The organism is Salmonella sp. SAL00653, assembly GCF_046552515.1.
GTDB lineage: Bacteria > Pseudomonadota > Gammaproteobacteria > Enterobacterales > Enterobacteriaceae > Salmonella > Salmonella enterica.
Map to the genome: position 1 here is coordinate 1 of NZ_JBGDTY010000017.1, position 18,394 is coordinate 18,394.

The window sequence follows — 18,394 nt, forward strand, 5'->3', positions numbered from 1 at the left end:
AAATACAAAACGCCCGATGATGTTCATCAGGCGTTTTACAGACAAAAAACTGTCAACCTATATCAGGACTAGTCACTTTTTTCGCTGCATTGTTACATAAGCCAGCTCCCGTTTCCCTTCAACACCGCGATATCTGCAACGAACAAATAATATTGCACAAAATAGTGTGATTCTGTTCAAGTCGAAACGGTGTCGGTGGTGCTATTTATAGCATCACTTTTTTCATATAAAAGCCTAAAAAATGATGAACGCGTTAGAACTACAAGCACTACGGCGTATTTTTGATATGACGATTGAAGAATGCACAATCTATATCACCCAGGATAATAATTCGGCAACCTGGCAACGATGGGAAGCTGGCGACATACCCATCTCTCCAGAAATCATTGCCAGGCTAAAGGAAATGAAAGCCAGGAGACAGCGACGAATTAACGCCATTGTTGACAAAATAAATAACCGCATCGGCAATAATACAATGCGTTACTTCCCTGATTTATCTTCTTTTCAGTCCATTTATACAGAGGGGGATTTTATCGAGTGGAAAATTTATCAATCTGTTGCTGCCGAACTTTTCGCACATGATCTGGAGCGGCTGTGTTAGACGTAAACTTTATCGCCGCATCGTATTGATACCGGATAGAAAGCCACACAATCACGACATTGACTTGTCACCCTATCCAATATGCTTCCTGCCTGTGTATACCACTGTAACGTTCAGGCGGCATCTCTGAGTCAGATAATATGAAAAATCGTTATTTCCCTACCGCTGTAGGGTTGTATTTTAATTACTTTGTACATGGCATGGGGGTTATCCTGATGAGCCTGAACATGTCATCGCTTGAACAGCAATGGCATACCAGTGCCGCAGGCGTATCTATTGTGATCTCTTCGCTTGGTATTGGCCGACTAAGCGTTTTGTTAATCGCCGGTATGCTTTCCGATCGCTTTGGTCGCCGTCCTTTTATCATTCTGGGGACCGCCTGTTACCTGATTTTTTTCATTGGCATTCTTTATGCTCAGACGATTTTTGTCGCTTATGCCTGTGGCTTTTTAGCGGGTATGGCCAACAGTTTTTTAGATGCAGGTACCTATCCCAGTTTGATGGAAGCCTTCCCTCGCTCCCCCAGTACGGCAAATATTCTGATCAAAGCATTTGTCTCTGGCGGGCAATTCTTGTTGCCCATTATTATCAGTTTATTAGTCTGGGCTAATATGTGGTTTGGCTGGTCCTTCCTGCTTGCCGGGGCGATCATGCTTATTAATGCTCTGTTTTTATTACGCTGCCCTTTTCCACCCTATCCTGGTCGGATATTGAAACCCAAAATCTCGCAAGCGCCTGTTGCAGGCGTACATCATTGCTCCCTCATCGATCTGATCAGCTACACCCTTTATGGCTATATCTCGATGGCAACCTTTTACCTTATCAGCCAGTGGCTGGCGCAGTATGGACAGTTCGTCGCAGGAATGTCGTATACCCAATCCATCAAACTGTTAAGTATTTATACCTGCGGCTCGCTACTGTGCGTTTTTATAACCGCCCCGCTGGTCAGAAAAACAATTCGCTCTACCACATTATTGATGTTTTATACCTTTATCTCTTTTATTGCGCTTCTGACGGTCTGCCTGCATCCTCAGGCCTATGTTGTTATGATCTTCGCATTCGTCATTGGATTCTCTTCCGCCGGTGGCGTAGTACAAATCGGCCTGACGCTGATGGCGGCCCGTTTTCCACAGGAGAAAGGTAAAGCGACCGGCATTTATTACAGCGCCGGCAGTATCGCGACGTTCACTATTCCGTTGATCACAGCGCGGATTTCAGAAATGAGCATTGCACATATTATGTGGTTTGATACCGGTATCGCCGCAACGGGATTTCTCCTCGCACTGTTCATCGGCTACCGAAGTCGGGCTGAATCACAACATCACGCTGAAGCAGCGTCAACTGCGCAATAAATGTTAGCGTGCCAGTTGCAATATTATTGCCTTGCTATGCAAAATAAAACGTTAGCCATTATCACCGGGAAACAAAAAATGTAATTTTCGTGTTAATTATTATTCATTATCTTCACACTTATCAGAAAAATTGCGATGAGCATCACGAGTTATATGTATTAAACAACAAATTCGCAGCAATTTTTATATTTCCCGGCTAACAAATGAAATGCTATCAATGCAATAAACCTGGCATTTTAAACGCCATGTTATGTACATATAACGACAGTACCGACTTATAGTGTTACTGAACAATCGCTGCATGTAGTAAAGCAGTAATAAGCAGGACATTGAATCAAACCATCAGCAAGGAGCTGTGAACAAATGTCTCAGAACAAGGCTCGCAACATGCCATATTTGCTGGCTGTTATCTGCATTTATTTTAGTTACTTTCTCCACGGCATGAGTGTTATTACACTAGCCCAGAACATGACCTCCCTTGCACAGAAATTCTCCACGGATAGTGCCGGTATCGCCTATTTAATCTCTGGCATTGGTCTTGGCCGTCTGGTCAGTATTTTATTCTTTGGCGTACTGTCCGATAAATTTGGCCGTCGGGCAATAATACTGCTTGGCGCCGTACTATATATGCTGTTTTTCTTCGGTATTCCCGCCAGTCCTAATCTGATGATCGCTTTCATATTAGCGGTGTGTGTCGGCGTGGCGAACTCCGCGCTGGATACCGGCGGATACCCTGCATTAATGGAGTGTTTTCCCAAAGCATCGGGCTCGGCAGTTATTCTGGTTAAAGCGATGGTCTCTTTTGGGCAAATGATTTATCCCCTTATTGTCAGCGCCTTGTTAGTCAACCATATCTGGTACGGCTACGCGGTGGTAATCCCCGGTATCCTTTTCGTCCTCATCACGTTGATGCTGTTGAAAAGCCGTTTTCCCAGCCAACTTGTCGATGCCAGTATTGCGAAAGAATTACCCCAGATGAACAGTACTCCCCTCGTCTGGCTGGAAGGCGTAGCTTCCGTTTTATTTGGCGTCGCCGCGTTCTCAACCTTCTATGTGATTGTGGTCTGGATGCCTAAATATGCGATGGCCTTCGCCGGAATGGCGGAATCCGACGCGCTGAAAACCATCTCTTATTACAGTATGGGATCGTTGGTTTGCGTGTTTATTTTTGCCGCATTGCTGAAAAAAATGGTTCGCCCCATCTGGGCCAATGTTTTCAATGCCGGGCTGGCGACACTCACCGCTGCGGCAATTTATCTGTATCCCTCTCCACTGATCTGTAATGCTGGCGCCTTCGTGATTGGTTTTTCCGCTGCTGGAGGTATTTTACAATTAGGTGTATCGGTAATGTCGGAATTTTTCCCTAAGAGTAAAGCTAAAGTCACCAGTATATATATGATGATGGGGGGCGTTGCTAACTTTCTTATCCCACTGATTACCGGTTATCTCTCTACTATTGGCCTGCAATATATCATTTTGTTAGATTTTGCCTTTGCACTACTGACATTTATCACCGCCATTATTGTATTTATTCGCTATTATCGCGTATTTAAGATCCCGCAAAACGATGTCCGATTTGGCGAGCATTATTTCCAGTAAAAATGTTAACGATGCGCAACAGGCATGCGCCCTGCTCTGCACTGTCCACTTATTAAGGAGTATAAAATGGATGTTACCGCAAAATATGAATTAATTGGTCTTATGGCGTATCCTATCCGTCATAGCTTATCGCCCGAAATGCAAAACAAAGCGTTAGAAAAAGCGGGGCTACCGTATACCTATATGGCTTTCGAAGTGGATAACACGACGTTTGCCAGCGCCATTGAAGGACTGAAAGCATTAAAAATGCGCGGTACGGGCGTCTCCATGCCAAACAAACAGCTCGCGTGTGAGTATGTCGATGAATTAACGCCAGCAGCAAAACTGGTTGGCGCTATCAACACCATTGTTAACGATGACGGCTATCTACGCGGCTACAACACGGATGGTACGGGCCATATTCGGGCAATTAAAGAAAGCGGTTTCGATATTCGGGGAAAAACCATGGTGCTGCTCGGCGCGGGAGGCGCGGCTACCGCCATTGGCGCCCAGGCAGCCATTGAAGGCATTAAGGAAATTAAACTGTTTAACCGTAAAGATGACTTTTTCGAAAAAGCGGTTGCCTTTGCGAAGCGGGTGAATGAAAACACCGATTGCGTCGTTACCGTCACCGATCTTGCCGATCAGCACGCTTTTACTGAAGCGCTTGCCAGCGCAGATATTCTGACGAACGGCACCAAAGTTGGCATGAAACCATTGGAGAACGAATCCCTGATCGGCGATGTTTCCCTGCTCCGCCCTGAATTGCTGGTCACCGAATGTGTTTATAATCCGCATATGACAAAGTTATTGCAGCAGGCGCAACAAGCTGGTTGCAAAACAATTGATGGTTACGGCATGTTGTTATGGCAAGGAGCCGAACAGTTTGAACTGTGGACAGGAAAAGCATTTCCATTGGACTATGTGAAACAGGTGATGGGATTCACAGCCTGACCGGTAAAATTATAATTGCGACGAATGACAATGAAGGGTACCAAATGAAAACCGTAACTGTAAGAGATCTCGTGGTTGGCGAAGGCGCGCCAAAGATCATTGTGTCGCTAATGGGAAAAACCATTACCGATGTGAAATCGGAAGCACTCGCCTACCGTGAAGCGGATTTCGATATTCTGGAGTGGCGCGTTGACCATTTTGCCAACGTGACGACGGCAGAAAGCGTACTTGAGGCCGCCGGCGCCATCCAGGAGATTATTACCGATAAACCCTTGCTATTTACCTTCCGCAGCGCGAAAGAAGGCGGCGAACAGGCGCTAACCACCGGACAGTATATCGCTCTGAATCGTGCAGCGGTTGACAGCGGTCTGGTCGATATGATCGATCTTGAGCTTTTTACCGGCGACGATGAGGTGAAAGCCACCGTCGGCTATGCTCATCAACACAATGTTGCGGTGATCATGTCTAACCATGATTTTCATAAAACGCCCGCAGCGGAAGAGATTGTTCAGCGTCTGCGTAAAATGCAGGAACTGGGCGCCGATATTCCGAAGATCGCCGTCATGCCACAGACTAAAGCCGATGTCCTGACCTTACTTACCGCCACTGTAGAAATGCAGGAGCGCTATGCGGATCGTCCGATTATTACCATGTCGATGTCGAAAACCGGAGTAATATCTCGTCTTGCCGGCGAAGTGTTCGGTTCTGCAGCAACGTTTGGCGCGGTGAAAAAAGCATCTGCGCCGGGACAAATATCGGTAGCCGATCTGCGTACCGTATTAACTATATTGCACCAGGCGTAATACTTTATCGTGTGGCAGAATATTCTCTTTCTGCCACAATAAAAATAAATAGTTATCTGACATGAATATGTTCCATATTCATTGAAAGCCGCTGTCTTTATTACCTTAACACGGTTATATCGATATTGCTTTCAGGGATAATAGTGGAGTAAATATGAAAATCAATAAGCCATCACGCATTAATGGCCGCGTTCCCGTGCTCTCTGCACAAGAAGCAGTAAATTATATTCCAGATGAGGCCACTTTATGTATTCTGGGCGCTGGCGGCGGTATTCTCGAAGCGACAACATTAATTACCGCACTGGCAGATAAATATCAAGCAACCCAGTCACCACGAGATTTATCTATTATTAGCCCTACTGGATTAGGTGACCGCGCCGATCGCGGCATCAGCCCGCTGGCGCAGGAGGGATTGGTAAAATGGGCGCTATGCGGACATTGGGGGCAATCTCCCCGTATTTCTGAACTGGCTGAACAAAATAAAATCGCCGCCTATAACTACCCACAAGGCGTATTAACCCAGACGCTGCGCGCCAGCGCCGCACACCAGCCGGGTATTCTGAGCGATATCGGTATTGGTACCTTTGTCGACCCTCGCCAACAGGGCGGAAAATTAAACGACGTGACTAAAGAAGATCTCATTAAGCTGGTAGAGATCGATAATAAAGAATATCTCTATTATAAAGCGATAGCGCCTAATGTGGCTTTTATCCGCGCCACCACCTGCGACAGCGAAGGCTATGCATCATTTGAAGATGAGGTGATGTATCTTGATGCGCTGGTGATCGCCCAGGCCGTTCACAATAATGGCGGTATTGTAATGATGCAGGTGCAGAAAATGGTAAAAAAAGCCACGCTGCATCCAAAATCCGTGCGTATTCCCAGCTATCTGGTGGATATTGTGGTTGTCGACGCCGACCAGACGCAACTCTATGGCGGCGCGCCGGTGAACCGATTTATCTCCGGGGATTTTACTCTTGATGATAGTACCCAGCTTACCCTGCCCCTTAATCAGCGCAAGCTGGTAGCCCGACGCGCGCTGTTTGAAATGCGTAAAGGCGCGGTAGGCAATGTGGGCGTAGGCATTGCCGACGGTATTGGTCTGGTCGCTCGCGAGGAAGGCTGCGCCGATGACTTCGTGCTGACCGTAGAAACTGGCCCGGTGGGCGGTATTACCTCTCAGGGCGTGGCCTTCGGCGCTAATGTCAACACCCGCGCGATCCTTGATATGACCTCACAATTTGATTTTTATCACGGCGGTGGGCTCGATGTCTGCTATTTAAGTTTTGCCGAAGTGGATCAACACGGTAATGTCGGTGTACATAAATTCAACGGCAAAATTATGGGCACCGGCGGGTTTATCGATATTAGCGCAACGTCGCAAAAAATTATTTTCTGCGGAACTCTGACGGCCGGAAGTTTAAAAACTGAAATTACCGATGGCAAATTAAATATTCTGCAGGAAGGTCGCGTGAAAAAATTCGTCAGCGAACTGCCGGAAATTACGTTCAGTGGAAAAATTGCGCTTGAGCGCGGGTTAGACGTGCGTTACATCACTGAACGTGCGGTTTTCACTCTCAAACAAGATGGCCTGCATTTAATTGAAATTGCGCCTGGCGTCGATCTGCAACGGGATATTCTTGACAAGATGGATTTTTCACCGGTTATCTCACCAGATTTAAAACTGATGGACACAAGATTATTTACCGATAGCACTATGGGATTCACGCTTCCTGACGCAACACATTAAAAGGAGTACAAATATGGATTTTTCATTAACTGAAGAACAAGAACTATTACTGGCCAGTATTCGCGAGTTAATCACCAGCAATTTTCCGGAAGAGTATTTCCGTACCTGCGATCAAACGGGCACCTATCCCAAAGAATTTATGCAGGCGCTGGCGGAAAACGGTATTTCGATGCTGGGCGTCCCGGAAGAATTCGGCGGCATTCCGGCTGACTATGTAACGCAAATGCTAGCGCTGATGGAAATCTCAAAATGCGGCGCTCCGGCCTTTTTGATTACCAACGGCCAATGCATTCACAGTATGCGCCGTTTTGGTTCCGCAGAACAACTGCGTAAAACAGCAGAAAGTACTCTGGCCACCGGCGATCCAGCATATGCGCTAGCCTTAACAGAACCTGGCGCGGGCTCTGATAATAATAGCGCCACAACAACCTGGACGCGTAAAAACGGCAAGGTTTATCTTAACGGCCAAAAAACATTTATCACCGGTGCAAAAGAATATCCTTACATGCTGGTTCTGGCGCGCGATACGGAGCCAAAAGATCCTAAAAAAGCGTTCACGCTTTGGTGGGTGGACTCAAATAAACCGGGCATAAAGATTAATCCGCTGCACAAAATTGGCTGGCACATGTTGAGTACATGCGAAGTTTATCTCGATAATGTCGAGGTGGACGAAAGCGACCGGGTCGGTGAAGAAGGCATGGGTTTCCTCAATGTCATGTACAATTTTGAAATGGAGCGTTTGATTAATGCGGCGCGCAGTACAGGTTTCGCCGAATGTGCATTTGAAGATGCCGCCCGTTACGCCAACCAGCGTATCGCCTTTGGTAAACCCATCGGCCATAACCAGATGATCCAGGAGAAGCTGGCGTTAATGGCCATCAAAATCGAAAACATGCGCAATATGGTGTTGAAAGTCGCCTGGCAGGCCGATCGGGAAGAGTCACTGCGTACCAGCGCCGCGCTGGCTAAGCTGTACTGCGCACGCACAGCGATGGAAGTGATTGACGATGCGATTCAGATTATGGGTGGGCTTGGTTATACTGACGAAGCCCGTGTCTCCCGCTTCTGGCGCGATGTTCGCTGCGAACGTATCGGTGGCGGCACGGATGAAATTATGATCTATGTGGCAGGACGCCAGATTCTGAAAGACTATCAGAACAAGTAAGGATCGTACCGGAACGTCTTATTCGGCCTGACTGCTTTACGGCATCAGGCCGAATAAATCAGATATATTTCGCCGTCAGGTATTTGGCAGCAAATACGCCTGCTCAACCAGACTATTTTTAAATTGCTTACGATAATCGTTGGGAGAACATCCTACATGCCGCATAAACAATTTGGCAAAATGGTCCACATTTTCATATCCTACCCGCCATGAAATTTCTGCCAGTGGCGACTCAGTGTTTGTCAGCGCAAACTTGGCCTCGGTCATACGTCGTTGAATAACATAGTTGATAGGGGATATATGATATTCTTTGGCAAATTCATGGCATATATAACTGACGCTGGCACGAAATTTTTTCGATAGCTGGTCAAGCGTGATTTTTTCACGATAATTATTATTGAGATAAACAAGCACATCCTTAATTAATACATCTTTTTTAATGTAGCCTTGTTCAGAACGATAGGCATTTTTAAAATTTTCATAGTAAAGTGCGGTCAGAGTGTAAGCAAATGCATCGTATACAGAGGAAGCCAATACGTTTTTCCCCTGCGGAAGTAACACGCTTAATTCATTAAAGATACTTTTAATGACCTCTTTTCCCTGAACCACGGAAACCACCGGACAGGAATGACTCTGCAATAGTTGGTTTTCTTCCCAACCTGGAAAACAAAACCCATACAGCGCACAGGTATAGGTGGTAGCCGGCGAATTGCTGTCGGATGCTACAGCGTGTAGCCGCCCCCGCTCAACGACGACAATATCGTCCGCATGCGCGACGTAGAGTGAAGAGTCAATAATTAGCCTGGCTATCCCTTTTTTGACGTAAATAAGCTCTGTTTCATTATCATGCATATGATGGCCAGACTCCCAGTTTGGATCATCGCTAATGACAAAACGTGAAAATCGAGGGGTCTTGTCCTGTTCAAAAATCGTCTCCGCGGCGGAGTCAAAACAGCGCTGATACATAATAACCTCTGTCAGGTTTAAAAAGATAACCAGGATAAAATAAAGCGAGCGTCAGTGTTGTACAACCGTGGAGATTACCAGCAAAACAAGATTATTCGTTCCGAATGCAAGATATTATGTTCTTTTGCAGACAGCTCAGATTACCTGTCGATAGCGTATTATCAGACAAAAATACATAGCCGACATATCTTTGATGTTTTCTTTTAACCTCACAGAAACAACATCGCACGTTTCATGTTAAAAAATGATGATATGCTTCGCACTTATTATTCTCACTACCGTATTTATATTTTTATGACGCCCTTTTCAGATGGTTGCTAACGATTCTCTGTTCGCAGATTTTTCGTGCAAGATTGTTGGCAAGGAAAACAGATTGACCCATCGAAAACCTCTTCAGACTGCAGCAGACTATTTTCAGCCAGATTTACGTTACTTATCCGCACGCGACTCACTGGAGATGCAATGAAAATAATAACCTGCTTTAAGTTGGTGCCTGAAGAACAGGACATTACCGTGACCCCGGAGCATTCGCTCAATTTTGATCGTGCCGAGGCCAAAATCAGCCAGTTTGATTTAAATGCAATTGAGGCCGCCGCGCAGTTAGCTGGCGATGGCGACGAGATCGCCGCGCTCACCGTCGGCGGCTCTCTGTTACAAAATTCAAAAGTCCGCAAAGATGTGTTATCCCGCGGGCCGGATGCGCTTTTTATGGTTCAGGATGCGCAACTGGAGCACGCCCTGCCCAAAGAAACCGCGCTGGCGCTAGCATCCGCGGCGGAGAAAATTGGCTTTGACCTGCTGCTCTTCGGGGAGGGCTCCGGCGATATTTATGCCCAACAGGTGGGCCTGCTGACTGGCGAACTCCTGAAACTCCCCGTCATCAACGCAGTAAGCCATATTCAACGCGACGGCGACAAAATCATCGTTGAACGCACACTGGAAGAAGACGTTGAAATTATCGAGCTCACGCTGCCCGCGGTGCTTTGCGTGACCTCAGATATTAACGTTCCACGCATCCCGTCAATGAAAGCCATTCTCGGCGCCGGGAAAAAAGCCGTTACGTCGTGGCTGGCGAGCGATATCCACTGGATCCCAACCACGCCAATGGCGGAACTGGTCGCCATCTCGGTACCGCCGCAGACAGAACGCAAGCATATCATTCTCGATAACGATTCGCCGGAAGCCATTACCGCACTGGCCGACCATTTGAAAAAATCCCTGAACTAAACCCAACGGAGAAAAATTATCATGAATCATTTAGCTAACGTATGGGTATTTAGCGATAACGTAGAGCGTTATGCCGAATTAATGACCGGCGCGCGGCAGTGGGGAGAAAAAGTTTACGCTATCGTGCAAGGAAACACGGAGATCGACTACGTGAAAGCGCTTGGCGCTGATGAGATAGTCATTCTTGAATCGCATACGGATTTGCAGCGCGTGGAAAACTATGCCGAAACGCTGGCCTCGTTATTAGGCGACCAAAATGGGCTGCTGCTCATGGCGGTGACCAAGCGCTGTAAAGCGCTGGGCGCCCGGCTGAGCATCCAGCTTAACGCCGTGATGGTGAACGACGCGACGTCTATTGACCTCCTCGACGGGACGCTACACGCAGAGCATCGCATGTACGGCGGACTTGCTTTCGGCAAAGAGAAATTAAACAGTCCGCAGGCGATTATTACGCTGGCACCCGGCGTGCTGGAACCCGCCGCCCCTCTCCCCGGTCATACTTGCCCGCAGACCACGCTGGCATATATTGCCCCACGCCACGAGGTATTGTGCCAGCAGCGGCGCGCGAAATCGCTAAGCAGCGTCGATTTGAGCAAAGCCAAACGGGTCATCGGCGTAGGACGAGGCCTGGCGGCGCAAAGCGATCTGGATATGGTGCATAAACTGGCGGCCGTTCTCGGCGCAGAAGTGGGCTGTTCCCGCCCCATTGCGGAAGGTGAAAACTGGATGGAACGTGAGCGTTATATTGGCGTATCCGGCGTTCTGTTGAAATCCGATCTCTATCTGACGCTGGGCATTTCCGGCCAAATTCAACATATGGTGGGTGGAAACGGCGCAAAAATTATTGTCGCAATTAACAAAGATAAAAACGCGCCCATTTTCAATTATGCCGATTATGGTCTGGTGGGCGATATCTATAAGGTTGTTCCTGCCCTCATCGACCAGTTAAGCCGCTAATTCCTTTTTCAACGCACATCTCCCGTCGTCGATACGGCGGGAAAGGAGCATAAAGCATGTCGGATGATAAATTTGACGCTATTGTGGTGGGCGCAGGCGTAGCAGGAACGGTCGCTGCGTATGTGATGGCAAAAGCGGGACTGGATGTACTGGTTATTGAACGCGGAAACAGCGCGGGCAGCAAAAATATGACCGGTGGGCGGCTCTACGCTCACAGTATCGAAAGTATTATGCCGGGATTCGCAACGTCCGCCCCCATCGAACGTGTCGTTACCCGTGAAAAAATCTCCTTTTTAACCGAAGAAAGCGCCGTCACACTTGATTTTCACCGCGCGCCCCCTACTCCGCCCCTTACGTCATATACCGTACTGCGCAACAAACTGGACCCGTGGCTAATGGCGCAGGCGGAGCAGGCTGGCGCGCAGTTTATCCCAGGTGTACGGGTCGACGCTCTGGTACGTGAAGGCAATCGCGTCACTGGCGTTCAGGCCGGGGATGATATTCTGGATGCGAATATTGTGATTCTCGCGGACGGCGTGAATTCCATGCTGGGCCGTTCGCTGGACATGGTGCCTGTCTCTTCTGCGCATCACTATGCCGTCGGCGTAAAAGAGTTGATTGGGCTCTCTCCGGCACTTATTGAAGAGCGCTTTAATCTGGCGTCCCATGAAGGCGCCGCCTGGTTATTCGCTGGCGCGCCCTCCAACGGGCTCATGGGCGGCGGGTTTCTTTATACCAACCGCGATTCGGTTTCTCTGGGGCTGGTATGTGGCCTAGGCGACATTGCTCACGCGACCAAAAGCGTACCGCAAATGCTGGAAGATTTTAAACAGCATCCGGCGATACGCCCTTTGATTCAGGGGGGAACGCTGCTCGAATACTCCGCTCATATGGTGCCCGAAGGCGGCATAGCAATGATGCCGGAGCTGGTAAATGACGGCGTGATGATTGTCGGCGACGCCGCCGGTCTTTGTCTGAATCTCGGCTATACCGTCCGCGGCATGGATTTAGCCATCGCGTCCGCGCAAGCGGCCGCTCAAACCGCCATTGACGCTAAAGCGCGGCAAGATTTTTCCGCCGCGAGTCTTGCCGGTTACAAACGCGCGCTGGAGAAAAACGGCGTGTTACGCGATATGCGGCATTTCCGCAAACTCCCCGGATTAATGGAAAACCCACGGCTTTTTACCGAGTACCCGCGAATGGCGGCAAACATTGTGGGCGATCTGTTCACCGTTGATGGCGGTCCAGTCCCACCGTTGCGTAAAACTATCCTGTCACATGCGAAAAAAATTGGACTGGTAAATCTATTAAAAGACGGCATAAAAGGGGCTACGGCATTATGAGTTCGGACAATAAGGTGAATGTTGACGTCAAATTGGGCGTAAATAAATTTTACGTAGATGAAGGACACCCACATATCATTTTGCGATCCTCGCCTGACATGCAGGAGTTTAATAAATTAATAAAAGCCTGCCCTGCCGGACTCTATAAGCTGGACGATGCGGGAAATATTCATTTTGACTCCGCGGGCTGCCTGGAATGCGGGACCTGCAGGGTTCTCTGCGGCAATACTCTTCTCGAAAAATGGGAATACCCGGCGGGAACGTTCGGCGTTGAGTTTCGCTACGGCTGACGCTCTGAAACACCGGATAACGACGCTACGGCGTCTTATTCGGCTTGCCCCCAGAGATTACGTCATTTGTATTAATAGAGAACAAGTCAATGAGTGTTACATTAACGTTTGACGCCGCAAGGCGGAAAACCTATCGCGAGTCCGGCTACTGGGGCGATGCTTCACTGGGCGACTACTGGCGGCAAACCGCACGCGCCGTACCCGATAAAATCGCCGTGGTCGATAATCATGGCGCGTCCTGGACCTACGCCGCGCTCGACTACGCGGCAAGCCGCCTGGCAAACTGGTTACTGTCTCAGGGGATTCAACCGGGCGATCGCGTGGCCTTTCAGCTTCCGGGCTGGTGTGAGTTTACCCTCATTTATCTGGCCTGCCTGAAAACGGGCGCGGTATCTGTCCCGCTACTTCCCGCCTGGCGAGAAGCAGAGCTGGTTTGGGTGCTGAACAAATGTCAGGCTAAAATATTCTTCGCCCCCACCGTATTCAAACAGAATCGTCCGGTCGATCTTATCCTTCCGCTACAAAATCAACTGCGCCATCTGACGCATATTGTCGGCGTGGATAAACTGGCGCCTGCCACCACAGCGCTTGCGCTTAGTCAAATCATCGACCGCAGCGAACCGTTGCAGTCAGACATTAACATTCACGGTGATGAGCTGGCGGCAGTGCTGTTTACCTCCGGCACAGAAGGAATGCCGAAAGGGGTGATGTTGACCCACAATAATATTCTTGCCAGCGAACGGGCGTATTGCGCGCGGTTGAATTTAACCTGGCAAGATGTGTTCCTGATGCCTGCGCCACTGGGCCACGCCACCGGATTTTTACACGGCGTCACCGCGCCCTTTTTAATCGGGGCGCGTAGCGTATTGCTGGACATCTTTACCCCAGAAGCCTGCCTTACCTTATTAGCGCAGCAACGCTGTACCTGTATGTCAGGCGCGACGCCGTTTATTTACGATCTACTTTGTGCCGTTGAGCAACAGCCTGCCGACCTCTCCTCACTGCGATTCTTTTTATGCGGCGGCATGACTATTCCCAAAAAGGTTGCCCGCGACTGCCAGCAGCGCGGTATCAAATTATTGAGTATTTACGGTTCTACAGAAAGTTCTCCACACTCGATGGTTAATCTGGGTGATTCGGTTTCACGCATGATGAATACCGATGGTTATGCCGCCACCGGTGTAGAAATTAAAATCGTGGATGAAGATCGCAATACGCTTCCAGCAGGCCACGAAGGCGAAGAAGCCTCGCGCGGGCCAAACGTTTTTATGGGATACCTGGACGAGCCGGAACTTACCGCCCGCGCACTGGATAATGAAGGCTGGTATTACAGCGGCGACCTCTGCCGCATGGATGAAGACGGTTATATCAAAATTACCGGGCGCAAAAAGGATATTATTATACGTGGAGGTGAAAATATCAGCAGTCGCGAAGTCGAAGATATTTTGCTACAGCACCCTCGCATACACGATGCTTGCGTCGTTGCTATGCCTGATGAACGCTTAGGTGAACGTTCATGCGCGTATGTGGTCTTAAAACCGCCGCACCTTTCGCTGACGCTGGAAGAGGTGATCGCTTTTTTCAGTCGAAAACGGGTAGCGAAGTATAAATATCCGGAACGGATCGTCATCGTGGAAAAACTGCCCAGAACCGCCTCTGGCAAAGTACAGAAGTTTCTGTTGCGGCAGGATATTATTGAGCGGCTGCGCAAGGAGCACACCGCGGTATAAATTGCCGGATGGCGACGTTAACGCCGCCATCCGGTATCACATTACTTCTTCAGTTCCGCCAGACTCAGCCAGGTCTGAACCACGGTGTCCGGGTTCAGCGACAGGCTGTCGATCCCCTCTTCCATCAGCCAGGCGGCAAAGTCTTCATGGTCGGACGGGCCCTGGCCGCAAATTCCAACATATTTGCCCTGTTTTTTCGCCGCGCGGATCGCCATAGACAGCAGCGCTTTCACCGCGTCGTTACGCTCGTCAAACAGTTCAGACACTACGCCGGAATCGCGATCCAGCCCCAGCGCCAGCTGCGTCATGTCGTTAGAACCAATCGAGAAGCCATCAAAATACTCGAGGAACTGTTCAGCCAGCAAGGCATTGGACGGGATCTCGCACATCATGATGATCTTCAGCCCGTTCTCGCCGCGTTTAAGCCCCTGGCGCGCCAGCTCTTCGATGACCGCTTTCGCCTGGTCGACCGTCCGCACGAACGGGATCATGATTTCGACGTTGGTAAGGCCCATATCGTTGCGCACGCGTTTCACCGCTTCGCATTCCAGCGCAAAACAATCGCGGAAACTTTCTGCGACGTAACGACCCGCGCCGCGGAAGCCCAGCATCGGGTTTTCTTCATGCGGCTCATAACGTTCGCCGCCGACCAGGTTGGCGTATTCGTTGGACTTAAAGTCAGACAGGCGAACGATGACGCGTTTCGGGTAGAAGGCGGCGCCTAACGTCGCGATCCCTTCCGTCAGTCGACCAACGTAAAATTCACGCGGCGAGTCAAACCCTTTCATCATCTCACGAATGTCGTTTTGCAGCGCGGCATCCTGGTCGTCAAACTCCAGCAGCGCGCGTGGGTGAACGCCAATCATACGGTTAATGATGAATTCCAGTCGCGCCAGACCTACGCCTTCATTCGGCAGGCAGGCAAAGTCAAATGCCCTGTCCGGGTTGCCGACATTCATCATGACCTTCAGCGGTAGCTCTGGCATGGTGTCTACGCTGGAGCTTTTTACGCTGAAATCCAGCATGTCGGCATAAACATAACCGGTATCACCTTCTGCGCAGGAGACGGTTACTTTTTCGCCCTCTTTCATGCGTTCGGTGGCGTCGCCGCAGCCGACTACCGCCGGAATGCCCAATTCGCGGGCGATAATCGCCGCGTGACAGGTGCGCCCGCCACGGTTAGTGACAATCGCCGCCGCTTTTTTCATGATCGGTTCCCAGTCCGGGTCGGTCATATCGGTGACAAGCACATCGCCAGGCTCAATACGGTTCATTTCGCCGATATCGTGAATAACTTTTACCGTACCTGCGCCGATACGATGCCCAATGGCACGACCTTCGGCAATGATTTTCCCCTGCGCATGTAGCGTATAACGCTCCATCACCTGGCCACGGGAGCGCACGGTTTCCGGACGTGCCTGCACAATAAAGAGCTTACCGGTATGACCGTCTTTCGCCCATTCGATATCCATCGGACGACCATAGTGCTGCTCAATCTGCACCGCTTGTTTCGCCAGCTCCTGCACTTCTTCGTTGGTGAGTGAGAAAATGTCGCGCTGTTCCTGCGGCACATCCTCAATCTTCACTTGCTTGCCGTGCTCCTGGGTGGCGGCGTAAACCATGCGGATTTTTTTCGACCCCATGGTGCGGCGTACGATGGCCGGACGGCCTGCCGCCAGGGTTGGCTTATGGACATAAAATTCATCCGGGTTAACCGCCCCCTGCACCACCATTTCGCCCAGTCCCCATGCCGAGGTGATAAAGACCACCTGGTCAAAACCGGATTCGGTATCGATAGAGAACATCACCCCTGACGAGGCGAGATCGGAGCGAACCATCCGCTGCACGCCAGCGGAAAGCGCTACGCCGCGATGATCATATCCCTGGTGAACGCGATAAGAGATGGCGCGATCGTTAAACAGAGAAGCAAATACGTGTTTCACTGCCACCAGCACCGCGTCGAAGCCCTGAACGTTAAGAAACGTTTCCTGTTGGCCCGCAAACGAAGCATCTGGCATATCTTCCGCCGTGGCGGAGGAACGCACGGCAAAAGAGGCATTTTCATCATCCGACGAAAGCTGTGCATAGGCATCGCGGATGGCGTTTTCCAGCGCCGGCTGGAAAGGAGTGTCGATAATCCACTGGCGGATCTGCGCACCCGCTTTCGCCAGCTGGGAGACATCATCAATATCTGTCTTATCCAGCAGCTCATAAATGCGCTGGTTTACGCCGCTTTGATCCAAAAACTGGTTAAACGCATCGGCAGTGGTTGCAAAACCATTCGGAACGGATACGCCCATGCCGGAAAGGTTAGTAATCATTTCACCCAGGGAGGCATTTTTGCCCCCAACTCTGTCTACATCATTCATGCCGAGTTGGTTATACCAAAGCACCAGCGGTGACGAGCCATTGTTGGACATCGAACAATCCTTTTGTGATAAATGAACGAGTTTAAGAAACACATAGTTGCGTATTTATCCTGGCATACTTAAACCCGCGAAAAAAACGGTGAATCGTTCAAGCAAATTTATTTTTTCATTTTTTCAGATTGTTTACGTAGTTGCGCAAACCCGCGCATAGCACGGCATTCCCTTAATCACCCCCGGTATAAACTGCGTTTCCAGGAAATGAAACACACTTTTCATTAATTATAAAAAGCGCCTGTCATTTTATAAAATAAGCGACAAGTTATACGTTTCCCGTTACTTTTAATTTATGCTTTCAGATAATTATGTTTACTCTTCAGGATGAACAGAATGGATAATGTTGTTGATCGCCATGTTTTCTATATTTCTGATGGTACCGCCATCACCGCCGAGGTCCTGGGTCACGCGGTTATGTCGCAGTTTCCGGTGACGATCAGCAGCATCACGCTGCCATTCGTGGAAAACGAAAGTCGCGCCCGCGCCGTCAAAGACCAAATTGACGCCATTTATCAGCAAACCGGCGTTCGCCCGCTGGTGTTTTACTCGATTGTTTTACCTGAAATTCGCGCCATCATCTTACAGAGCGAAGGTTTCTGCCAGGATATCGTCCAGGCGCTGGTGGCGCCGCTTCAGCAGGAGATGAAACTGGATCCGACGCCGATCGCTCATCGTACTCATGGGCTTAATCCGGGTAACCTGAACAAGTATGACGCCCGTATTGCCGCTATCGATTATACCCTGGCGCATGATGATGGCATTTCATTGCGCAACCTCGATCAGGCTCAGGTCATTTTACTTGGCGTTTCGCGCTGTGGAAAAACGCCCACCAGCCTCTATCTGGCGATGCAATTCGGTATTCGTGCGGCTAACTACCCTTTCATCGCCGATGATATGGATAATTTGACGCTGCCCACATCGTTAAAACCGCTACAACATAAACTGTTCGGCCTGACAATTGACCCTGAACGCCTGGCGGCAATTCGCGAAGAACGCCGTGAAAACAGTCGCTATGCCTCGTTGCGTCAGTGCCGCATGGAAGTGGCGGAGGTCGAAGCGCTGTATCGTAAGAATCAGATCCCCTGCCTGAACAGCACCAATTATTCCGTTGAAGAGATAGCCACCAAGATTCTCGATATTATGGGGCTTAACCGCAGGATGTACTAGCAAACTAGTTTAATGGGTTGGTTTTTGTTATCATGCCGTTCTGCCTGCGAGGTGTGACACGCCTCGCACTTGAAATCAGCAGGGATTG

Annotated in this window: 15 protein-coding genes; 13 read left to right on the forward strand and 2 right to left on the reverse strand. The window is 49.5% G+C overall.

Going from position 1 to position 18,394, the window contains the following annotated elements; translation table 11 throughout:
- The first annotated feature begins 241 nt into the window (after positions 1-241).
- The 7 genes from ACLJRU_RS18270 to ACLJRU_RS18300 all read left to right on the forward strand — a co-directional run bounded on the left by ACLJRU_RS18270 (position 242) and on the right by ACLJRU_RS18300 (position 8,203).
- The gene (locus tag ACLJRU_RS18270) at positions 242-601 is read left to right on the forward strand and encodes a YdiL family protein (protein ID WP_000980452.1); all 360 of its coding nucleotides are present in this window, start codon (positions 242-244) and stop codon (positions 599-601) included.
- A gap of 140 nt (positions 602-741) precedes the next feature.
- On the forward strand, positions 742-1,953 hold the full coding sequence (locus ACLJRU_RS18275) for an MFS transporter (protein WP_001539890.1): 1,212 nt from the start codon (positions 742-744) through the stop codon (positions 1,951-1,953).
- A gap of 363 nt (positions 1,954-2,316) precedes the next feature.
- Positions 2,317-3,552 (forward strand): MFS transporter, encoded by a 1,236-nt coding sequence (locus ACLJRU_RS18280; protein ID WP_001539888.1) that lies wholly within the window; start codon positions 2,317-2,319, stop codon positions 3,550-3,552.
- Between the two features lie 66 nt (positions 3,553-3,618).
- Positions 3,619-4,485: a quinate/shikimate dehydrogenase gene (gene ydiB, locus ACLJRU_RS18285; protein ID WP_000383488.1), complete on the forward strand. Its 867-nt coding sequence runs from the start codon at positions 3,619-3,621 to the stop codon at positions 4,483-4,485.
- A 44-nt stretch (positions 4,486-4,529) separates the two neighbouring features.
- Positions 4,530-5,288 carry a type I 3-dehydroquinate dehydratase gene (gene aroD / locus ACLJRU_RS18290; protein ID WP_000860219.1) on the forward strand — a complete coding sequence of 253 codons (759 nt, stop codon included), beginning with the start codon at positions 4,530-4,532 and terminating at the stop codon, positions 5,286-5,288.
- A gap of 154 nt (positions 5,289-5,442) precedes the next feature.
- Positions 5,443-7,038, forward strand: a complete 1,596-nt coding sequence (locus ACLJRU_RS18295) for an acyl CoA:acetate/3-ketoacid CoA transferase (protein ID WP_001539886.1) — start codon at positions 5,443-5,445, stop codon at positions 7,036-7,038.
- A gap of 13 nt (positions 7,039-7,051) precedes the next feature.
- Positions 7,052-8,203 carry an acyl-CoA dehydrogenase gene (locus ACLJRU_RS18300; protein ID WP_000347819.1) on the forward strand — a complete coding sequence of 384 codons (1,152 nt, stop codon included), beginning with the start codon at positions 7,052-7,054 and terminating at the stop codon, positions 8,201-8,203.
- Positions 8,204-8,278: 75 nt separating this feature from the next.
- On the opposite strand, the gene ACLJRU_RS18305 is transcribed toward ACLJRU_RS18300, so the two are convergent.
- Positions 8,279-9,169, reverse strand: coding sequence for an AraC family transcriptional regulator (locus ACLJRU_RS18305; RefSeq protein ID WP_000284832.1), 891 nt, complete (start codon positions 9,167-9,169; stop codon positions 8,279-8,281).
- Between the two features lie 462 nt (positions 9,170-9,631).
- Between ACLJRU_RS18305 and ACLJRU_RS18310 the strand changes: the two genes are divergently transcribed.
- From ACLJRU_RS18310 to fadK, 5 genes are all read left to right on the forward strand, one after another.
- Positions 9,632-10,396, forward strand: coding sequence for an electron transfer flavoprotein (locus ACLJRU_RS18310; RefSeq protein WP_000692094.1), 765 nt, complete (start codon positions 9,632-9,634; stop codon positions 10,394-10,396).
- A gap of 21 nt (positions 10,397-10,417) precedes the next feature.
- Positions 10,418-11,353 (forward strand): electron transfer flavoprotein subunit alpha, encoded by a 936-nt coding sequence (locus tag ACLJRU_RS18315; protein ID WP_001539885.1) that lies wholly within the window; start codon positions 10,418-10,420, stop codon positions 11,351-11,353.
- Between the two features lie 56 nt (positions 11,354-11,409).
- Entirely contained in the window at positions 11,410-12,696 is a 1,287-nt protein-coding gene (locus ACLJRU_RS18320; RefSeq protein ID WP_001523819.1) for an FAD-dependent oxidoreductase, read from the forward strand.
- Positions 12,693-12,986: a ferredoxin family protein gene (locus ACLJRU_RS18325; RefSeq protein WP_000093362.1), complete on the forward strand. Its 294-nt coding sequence runs from the start codon at positions 12,693-12,695 to the stop codon at positions 12,984-12,986. Before ACLJRU_RS18320 ends, ACLJRU_RS18325 begins: the two co-directional genes overlap by 4 nt.
- A gap of 89 nt (positions 12,987-13,075) precedes the next feature.
- The gene (gene fadK / locus ACLJRU_RS18330) at positions 13,076-14,716 is read left to right on the forward strand and encodes a medium-chain fatty-acid--CoA ligase (RefSeq protein WP_023234910.1); all 1,641 of its coding nucleotides are present in this window, start codon (positions 13,076-13,078) and stop codon (positions 14,714-14,716) included.
- A gap of 41 nt (positions 14,717-14,757) precedes the next feature.
- Here the strand turns inward: fadK and ppsA are convergent, their stop codons facing one another.
- Positions 14,758-17,136: a phosphoenolpyruvate synthase gene (gene ppsA / locus ACLJRU_RS18335; protein WP_000069334.1), complete on the reverse strand. Its 2,379-nt coding sequence runs from the start codon at positions 17,134-17,136 to the stop codon at positions 14,758-14,760.
- Between the two features lie 336 nt (positions 17,137-17,472).
- Here ppsA and ppsR point away from each other — a divergent pair, with 336 nt between their 5' ends.
- Positions 17,473-18,306 (forward strand): posphoenolpyruvate synthetase regulatory kinase/phosphorylase PpsR, encoded by an 834-nt coding sequence (gene ppsR, locus ACLJRU_RS18340; RefSeq protein ID WP_000370992.1) that lies wholly within the window; start codon positions 17,473-17,475, stop codon positions 18,304-18,306.
- Positions 18,307-18,394 lie beyond the last annotated feature (88 nt).